This window comes from Eubacterium sp. AM05-23 (genome assembly GCF_003477535.1).
GTDB lineage: Bacteria > Bacillota > Clostridia > Eubacteriales > Eubacteriaceae > Eubacterium > Eubacterium maltosivorans.
Map to the genome: position 1 here is coordinate 105,295 of NZ_QUDF01000016.1, position 8,605 is coordinate 113,899.

Annotated in this window: 3 protein-coding genes; all 3 read left to right on the forward strand. The window is 46.5% G+C overall.

Annotated elements, in window-relative coordinates; translation table 11 throughout:
• Positions 1-317: 317 nt before the first annotated feature.
• Positions 318-3,635: an InlB B-repeat-containing protein gene (locus tag DW091_RS18195; RefSeq protein ID WP_118518900.1), complete on the forward strand. Its 3,318-nt coding sequence runs from the start codon at positions 318-320 to the stop codon at positions 3,633-3,635.
• A 214-nt stretch (positions 3,636-3,849) separates the two neighbouring features.
• Positions 3,850-7,419 carry an InlB B-repeat-containing protein gene (locus DW091_RS18200; RefSeq protein ID WP_118518901.1) on the forward strand — a complete coding sequence of 1,190 codons (3,570 nt, stop codon included), beginning with the start codon at positions 3,850-3,852 and terminating at the stop codon, positions 7,417-7,419.
• A gap of 162 nt (positions 7,420-7,581) precedes the next feature.
• Positions 7,582-8,605: InlB B-repeat-containing protein (locus DW091_RS18205; RefSeq protein ID WP_147365308.1), on the forward strand; the 1,024-nt coding region annotated here is incomplete at its 3' end.

Here is an 8,605-nt window from a genome sequence, read left to right on the forward strand (position 1 = left end):
ATTTAAAATATTTTCATTTTAATTAAACACATCCTTTCATGTTTTGTTTGGCTTCATTCTAACACAGAACTTTTTTTGCACAAGTGTTTTAAATAAAATTAAAGAATATGCTTTTGTTTAGTATTGCGTTTAAAAAAACAGGAAAAATGAACAGAACAGTTATTTGAGGCCATAGGCCAATAATGAACAGGTTGTCACAGCGGTGTCAACAATGAAGCGTGAAAATTTTGTTTACTCATTTTAAAATATGTTCTTCACTGTTATACTCAAGAACCAGACATAAAAAAATAAGTTTAGAAGATAAAGGGAGGCGTTTTATGAAAAAGTTTTACACAAAAGAACTTCATAAGTTAAGTATAGGTTTGATCCTGCTGCTTATGCTGTTGTTTGTGTTTTTATTAAATACAGGAGTTCAGGCAGAAGAGCAGAACTTACCCCAAATAAATCAAATAATCAGTGCTTTTGATATACCTGATGAAAGCTTAGCCAGCCGGGATATCGCGTTAGGAACCAGCCTGGAGCAGCTGAGCCTGCCTTCCAGCCTGCCCGCCAGGGTAGAAGGCAGCAAAAATGAACAGCAGCTTGAGATACCTGTCACCTGGACAGCCCAGCCCCAGTATGATAAGGACACTCCCGGAGAATACCGATTTACCGCTGTACCCGCAGAGGCCTATATACTATCAGATACACTTGTGGCTCCAGACCTTACAGTAACTGTAAAACAAGCGGATGATCCTATAGCAGCTAATGATGATGAGATAGTGAGCAATAAACAGGAAAATTCTGAATTTCAGGATTTTTTAAATCAGGCCTTCTCATTTGATATCACCAGTGGAAGTATTGTCGTTGAGCCAGACACGACGGGTCAGTCAGATATCCAGGTTACACAGGGCAGTTCAGTAACTCACGGGGTCGCCTCATCCGATACGATTGAGCTGTACAGCACTTCCGGCGCCACCACTAATCATTCCGTTATGGTGCGAGGAGGGATCGAGACGAATGTTGTTGTAAATGGTATTAACATTAAATCACCCAGCGGAGACGGCTTTTCCATTACTGAAAATTCGACTGTTACACTTACGATTGTGGGAAATAATTATGTTCAGCCATCAGGCTCCTATTATGCGGGAATATTAGTGCGTGTGGGAAGTTCACTCACTATTGAAGATGGGGGCAATGGTTTTCTTGAGGCCAGAGGAGGAAACTATAGTGCAGCCATAGGAGGGGCATCATCATATGATAGTTTAGGCAGCGGAGACATAACAATAAATAGCGGTACAATTAATTGTTATGCAGGCAAATGGAATGCTATTTTGGGAGGATATGGTGCAGATATAGAAATAAATGGTGGAAAAGTAACCATCAGTCATACCAATAATAATTTTGAAAAAAAGGGAATTATTGCAAATACATTATTATTGAATGGAGGAACTGTAACAGCTGATGGGTACAGAAACCCTAGTATAGAATGTAATAAAGCAATCATAAACGGAGGAAGTTTATATGTAAATTCTTCAATATCAGGAAGTTTTTTGAATGGTGCTGGACTTCCCGTAGCGCAAAATAAAATCGATGCAAGCTCTATTTATGGCCCGAACGAACGGGTCAATGCGGGTGCGCTTGATGCGCTGATGTCCAGGCTTCATACAACGCTCGTACCAGACGCGCATTTGAATCTTTACGGTGTTGGCGAAGTCTATACCGACTCAAATTCAGCAGTCTATTTGTGGCTTCCCCTTGTTAATATGCCTCTCACCGATATTGAAGCGCCATCTTCTGTAAAGGACTATGATAACAGTGGACTTCCAGAAAAAATAACGGCCAAGTATCTCAGCACGCCAGTTACCTTAAAGCTCTTAAATCCCGATGATTATTCATCATCGGCAAACTATCAATGGCAATTGAACGGAAAGGATATAGAGGGCGCAACATCACAGACGCTGGAAGCAAAAGATATTGGCGCATATACGTTAAACATTACGGATGGAAGCTCTGTTTCCAGTTATCGTCAAATTATATTTTCCGCTGTCTACACGCTTTCCTTCGACAGTAACGGAGGCAGAGGGGTGATGCCGGATCAGATAAAAAACTACGGAGAAGCCCTGTCTTTGAACCCAAATGAATTCACAAAGGCAGGCTATACCTTTAACGGCTGGAAGGATTTGAAAAGTGGCACTGTTTATCCTGATAAAACTACCTTAAACGAGGATCTTACAGTCATAGATGGGGAAGTAGTCAAATTATACGCCCAGTGGCGTGCCAATAATTATACCATTAAATACGACGGCAACACTGCGGACGGCGGTGGCACACCGGAACAAACCATGACCTATGATACAGCAGCCCACCTGACGGCGAACGGCTATACCAAAACGGGTTATAGCTTTACAGGCTGGAACACCCAGCAGGATGGCGGGGGAACGACCTATATAGATGGACAAAATGTCATAAACCTGACGGCCACCGAAGGGGAAGAAGTAAGCCTGTATGCTCAGTGGTGTGCCAACAGCTACACCATCAAATTTGACGGTAACACAGCAGACGGCGGAGATACGGCAGCCCAGAGCATGATCTATGACACAGCGGCGAACCTGACGGCTAACGGCTATACCTTTATTGGTTGGAACAGTCAGGCGGACGGCAAGGGAACATCCTATATCGATGGACAAAATGTTATAAATCTGACAGCTACCGAGGGCGAAACAGTTATCCTGTACGCCCAGTGGCGAGCCAATAACTATACCATCAAATTTGACGGTAACAGCGCCGACGGTGGCAGCACAAGCGACCAGAGTATGACTTATGATACAGCGGTCGATCTGAGGCTTAACGGCTACACTAAAACCGGCTACACCTTTACCGGCTGGAACACCCAGCAGGACGGTGGAGGAACAGCTTATACCGAAAGCGAAAATGTCAAAAATATGACACCCGACGATGGAGGTGTTGTGACCCTGTACGCCCAGTGGCGGACGAACACCTACTCCGTCAAATTCGACGGCAACACCGCCGACGGCGGCAGTATGCCGGACCAGACCATGATCTATGATCAGGCAGCCGACCTGGAGCTCAACAGCTATACCAAAATTGGCGCTGTCTTTATCGGCTGGAATACCCAGACCGATGGCAAAGGAACCGCCTATACCAATGGTGAAAATGTCAGGAACCTGACCACGGTAGACAATGAAACCCTGTCCTTATACGCCCAGTGGCGTTTACGGACACCAGGTATCAGCACAAGCCAGAGCACTGGAAAGCATGGCGATACCATCACTGTGACCGGCGAAGACTTTGAACCGAATGTAGAGATCACCTTTACGTTGCACTCAATACCAAAAGAAATAGGGAGAGCAGCAGCGGACGAAGAAGGAAAGGTGACACTTACATTTCAGGTACCCTCTGACATAGAAGAGGGCGATCACCAGCTAAGAGCAGATAATGGTATCCATTCCGCCCAAACTGGGTTTAAAGTGTTGAAAACAGTGAATGCAGATTCTGAAAAAAATGATAACAGCACACATAAAACAGCTGTTGGAACAGGAATACAAAGCTATGGGTATATTCCAGTGGTTCTTACTTTATTAGTCTTTGTCGTCGCTTTTGCTGTGTTGTTAAAAAGAAATAAATCAAAATGATTAAAGTTGTAGATAAATATATAACTTTTACTTAACTAAAGTATAAACTGTAAAGAATCACATATTTGTCAATAATAAAGCGTGAAATAATGAATTTTGGCTGTAAATACAATCTGGACAAAGCTATAATTGAGAAATCGAAATTGATTAAAGTAATAGTTCAAAAATATATTGCTTAAATGACTGTTCACAAATTTAGAAAGGAAATTTGACGATGAAAAAAACGAATGATAAAGAATTATACAAAATTTATATAAGTCTCCTGATGATGGTAGTCATGATATTTCCGATCTTTCTTAATACGGCTGTCCAGGCAGAATCAGAAAGGGCGGCTTCAAAACCAGCTCAGGTGATCACTGCCTTTAATGTGTCTGACGAAGATCTGAAGAATCGAAATACTGCTTTGGGTACAAACGCAGAGCAGCTGGAACTGCCGGACAGAGTGTCCGTTAATCTTGAAGGATCAGAAGAAATACAGGAAAACAGCGTGGAAGTGCCCGTCACCTGGGCAGCCCAGCCCCAGTATAATATGAATGCCCCGGGCGAGTATACTTTCACCGCCGCTATAGGAGAAGAATACGTACTGGCAGAAGGCCTTGCCGCGCCAAGTATTAAGGTTATCGTAGAAGAAGCCGCTGACAGCCAGGAAAATAAGGCCCGAGAGGTACAGCCTTTGTCAAATGCTGAGCCATACCAGATCAGCAGCGCTGGCAGCACTTTAGATCAAAAGAAATACGCAACACTGAAGGCCGCTTTTGACGCCATTAACCAGGATACAGCTGCGCAGTATACCATCAGTTTGAGCAGTAATGATGATATGACAGGCGATGGAGCGGCAGAGCTTACCCGGGCAAATGTAAAAATAATTTTAAATGGAAATGGACACACCATTCTCCAGGGTGACAACGCCAAACACATTACAAGCAGTGTTAGCATAGATCTGGAAATGACTAAAATAAAGTTAACCGCCAGCAATAATGCTTATGGCGGCGTTGAAGCCAACGGAAAGGTAAGCATAAAAGATTCAAGCTGGTCGAATATGGCGTCTAGCCTCCTTACGGTAACGGCGACCTTTACCAACAGCACCTTTCAGAATATAACAGGTGAAATGATATGGAGGCCGCAAAGCGGTACATTCACTGACTGCACTTTTAAGAACATATCGAGTGAACATTTTATGTTTTTTTATTTTAGTGGTGATAGTCTGTTTAAAAACTGTACCCTGGAAAACGTCGGCTCTCTCCATCATGACCGAAGCAGTCCATTAACCATTGAAGATTGTACCTTTAAAAACACAGATCGGATCTTTACATGGAACAACTGTACTTTAATCTTAAAGGGGACAGTGCTTTTGGATGGCACGTCCATTGAGATGCGCAATAATGCCATGCTTACAGCAGAATCCGGCAGCGATATCACCATAAAAAACACAACAACATCCGCCATTTACGGCGGCAATATAAGCAATATCAATTTTTCTGGCGCGAGTGTTAAGTTTGAAAATAACGGCAGAGCCATAAGCTCCAGAAAGCCCACCAGTGAGGAAATTGCCCAATATCCCAATATTACAGCGGTCCGCACCAGCATCGTGGAAAAGTATTATAACTACCTGCATCCTCTGAATAATAAAGATATTGCCTTCACTGGCGGAATCGATTTTCCGTCATATATACCGACCTATGAGCCCAACAAGGGTTCAGGCACAAGGTATGAGGACCGGGATACCAGGGAGCCCGGTTACAAAAATGTATTTTACGGGACAGGCGCAGGATACATTATTTTAGACAATGCTTCGGACACACATTTGCAGTATTCAAGGACCGGCTATAAATTCGATTCATGGAATACCAAGGTTGACGGCACCGGTCATTCTTATACGGCATATGATGTCGCTACAATAAATGCAGACAATAATACCTTTTACGCCATTTGGAAAGCGCACCACTATACCGTAAAATTTGACGGAAATACAGCAGATGGCGGCAGTACAGCAAGCCAGACCATGACCTATGATCAGGCAGCCAACCTGACAGCGAACGGCTATACCAAAACCGGCTATACCTTTACCGGCTGGAACACCCAGCAGGATGGCGGCGGAACCGTTTATACCGATGGAGAAAATGTTATAAACCTGACGGCCACCGAAGGGGAAGAAATAACCTTGTACGCCCAGTGGCGCGCCAACAACTACACCGTCAGATTCGACGGCAACAGAGCCGACGGCGGCATTATGAGTAACCAGCCAATGGCTTTTAACGTTGCAGCCAATCTGACCGCCAATGCCTACACCAGAACGGGCTACACCTTTACCGGCTGGAACAGCAATGCCGATGGAAGCGGAGCCGGCTATACAGACGGCCAAAGCGTTATAAACCTGACATCTGTCGAAGGGGGCACAGTAATGCTGTATGCGCAGTGGAAGCCTCATCAGTATACTGTTAAATTTGATGGAAATACGGCTGATGGCGGCGGCACAGCCAGCCAGACCATGACCTATGACACGGCAGCCGACCTGACAGCGAATGGCTATACCAAGACCGGCTACACCTTTACCGGCTGGAATACTCAGTCAGGAGGTGGCGGTACCGGATATTCCAATGGTGAGAGCGTCAAGAACCTGACCGCCGAGGAAGGTGAAACAGTGACACTGTACGCCCAATGGCGCGCTAACAGCTATACCGTCAAGTTTGATGGCAACACGGCTGATGGCGGCAGTACAGCCAGCCAGACCATGACCTATGATCAGGCGGTGAACCTGACAGCCAACGGCTATATAAAAACCGGCTATACCTTTACAGGCTGGAATACTCAATCCGATGGGGGAGGAACAGCCTATACCGATGGGCAGAATGTTAAAAACTTAACCGCTGTTGAAGGTGAAAGCATAACATTATATGCTCAATGGCAGGCAAATCATTATACCGTCACATTTAATGGAAATACCGCCGACGGCGGCAGTACAGCCAGCCAGGGCATGACTTATGATACGGCAGCCAATCTGACGGCCAATGGCTACACTAAAACAGGCTATACCTTTATCAGCTGGAATACCCAGCAGGATGGCGGTGGAGCCACCTATACGGATGGAGAAAATGTTAAAAACCTCACATCTATCGAAGGAGATACAGTAAAGCTGTACGCTCAGTGGCGGGCCAACAGCTACACCGTCAAATTTGACGGCAACACCGCCGATGGCGGCAGTACAGCAAACCAAGCCATGACTTATGATCAGGCAGCCAATCTGACGGCTAACGGCTACACTAAAACAGGGTATACTTTTAACGGATGGAATACCCAATCCGATGGCGGAGGAACGTCCTATACGAATGTCCAGAATGTCATAAATCTGACAGCAACAGAGGGAGAAACCGTCACCCTGTATGCCCAGTGGCGTGCCAACAGCTACACCGTCAAGTTCGACGGCAACACCGCAGACGGCGGCAGCACAGCGAACCAGGCCATGACTTATGACACGGCGGCTGACCTGACGCTTAACGGCTACACCAAAACCGGTTACACCTTTACGGGCTGGAACACCCAACAGGATGGTGGAGGAATTGCCTACACCGATGGACAGAATGTGACAAATCTGACGGCTATCGAGGGAGAAACCATTACTCTGTATGCCCAGTGGCGTGCCAATAACTATACCATCAAATTTGACGGCAACACCGCAGATGGCGGCAGCACAAGCGACCAGAGTATGACCTATGACACAGCGGCTGACCTGACGCCTAACGGCTACACCAAAACCGGCTACACCTTTACCGGCTGGAATACCTAACTCGATGGCGGCGGAACCAGATATGCGGATGGGCAGGAGGTCATAAACCTAACAGTTAATGAAGGCGAAACCGTCACCCTGTATGCCCAGTGGCGTGCCAATAACTATACCATCAAATTTGACGGCAACACGGCAGATGGCGGCAGCACAAGCGACCAGAGTATGACCTATGATACAGCGGCTGACCTGACGCTTAACGGCTACACCAAAACCGGCTACACCTTTACGGGCTGGAACACCCAACAGGATGGTGGAGGAATTGCCTACACCGATGGCCAGAATGTGACAAATCTGACGGTCATTGAGGGAGAAACCATTACCCTGTATGCCCAGTGGCGAGCCAATAACTATACCATCAAATTTGATGGCAACACCGCAGATGGCGGCAGCACAAGCGACCAGAGTATGACCTATGATACAAGGGCTGACCTGACGCTTAACGGCTACATCAAAACCGGCTACACCTTTACGGGCTGGAACACCCAGCAGGATGGTGGAGGAACTGCCTACACCGATGGACAGAATGTGATAAATCTGACGGCCGTCGAAGGCGAAACCGTTACGCTGTACGCCCAGTGGCGAGCTAATAACTATACCATCAAATTTGACAGCAACACAGCAGATGGCGGCAGCACAAGCGACCAGAGTATGACCTATGACACAGCGGCTGACCTGACACTTAACGGTTACACCAAAACCGGCTACACCTTTACCGGCTGGAACACTCAATCCGATGGCGGCGGGACAGTCTATACCGACGCACAGAATGTGGTGAACCTGACCGCTGTCGAAGGGGAAACAGTCACCCTGTATGCCCAGTGGCGTGCCAACAGCTACACTATCAGATTTGACGGCAATACAGCAGACAGCGGAGACACAAGCGACCAGAGCATGACCTATGACACGGCAGCGAATCTGACCATCAACGGTTATACCAAAACCGGCTACACCTTTACGGGCTGGAACACCCAGCAGGACAGCGGAGGAATAGCCTATGCCAATGGACAAGAGGTCGTAAATATGACGCCCGACGATGGAGGCGTTGTGACCCTGTACGCCCAGTGGCGTGCCAACACTTACACCATCAAGTTCGATGGTAACACAGCCGACGGCGGTGACACAAGCGACCAGAGCATGACCTATGATACGGCCGCGAACCTGACCATCAATGGCTATACCAAAACCG